Origin of the sequence: Gluconobacter sp. P1D12_c, from assembly GCF_018812105.1 — a bacterium.
Lineage (GTDB): Bacteria > Pseudomonadota > Alphaproteobacteria > Acetobacterales > Acetobacteraceae > Gluconobacter > Gluconobacter oxydans_A.
In genome coordinates this window covers 1-402 of sequence record NZ_JACSIQ010000651.1, presented here as the reverse complement: position 1 = coordinate 402, position 402 = coordinate 1, and the positions used below count along the sequence as shown (strand labels likewise).

1 protein-coding gene is annotated in these 402 nt (G+C 45.8%); it reads left to right on the top strand.

Annotated elements, in window-relative coordinates:
* Nucleotides 1-13: 13 nt before the first annotated feature.
* On the top strand, nt 14-402 hold a 389-nt coding region (locus KP705_RS18585), incomplete at its 3' end, for a hypothetical protein (protein WP_215765376.1).

The window sequence follows — 402 nt, the reverse complement described above, 5'->3', positions numbered from 1 at the left end:
GTTTAGGCATATCATGTTCATTCCTGCTGTTGCTGTTGCTGAGCGTCGCCAGTTGAGGAATGAGCTGACCTATTGGATTGATAACATTCTCCCGAATAAGGGGAAGTATCTGCGGTACATGGTTATCACCTGCGGTGAGAACGTCCGCATATATGATGACCTCAAGGCGGAGCATAGGAAATGGACACGCAAGCTCTCTGATTGCTTCCGTTGGCTCAATCAAAAATATGGTTCAAATCTGTATTTCAGGGGGACTGAGTTCACTCATAATGAGGATCATGAAACCCTTAACATGCATATGAATATCCTCTTTGATCTGCCGTATTTGAAGGGGAACGGCTGGCAGGATTTTCTTGCTGATGTTCGTGAGAGGATGTCGTGCATTGTTAAGGATGCGGGAAC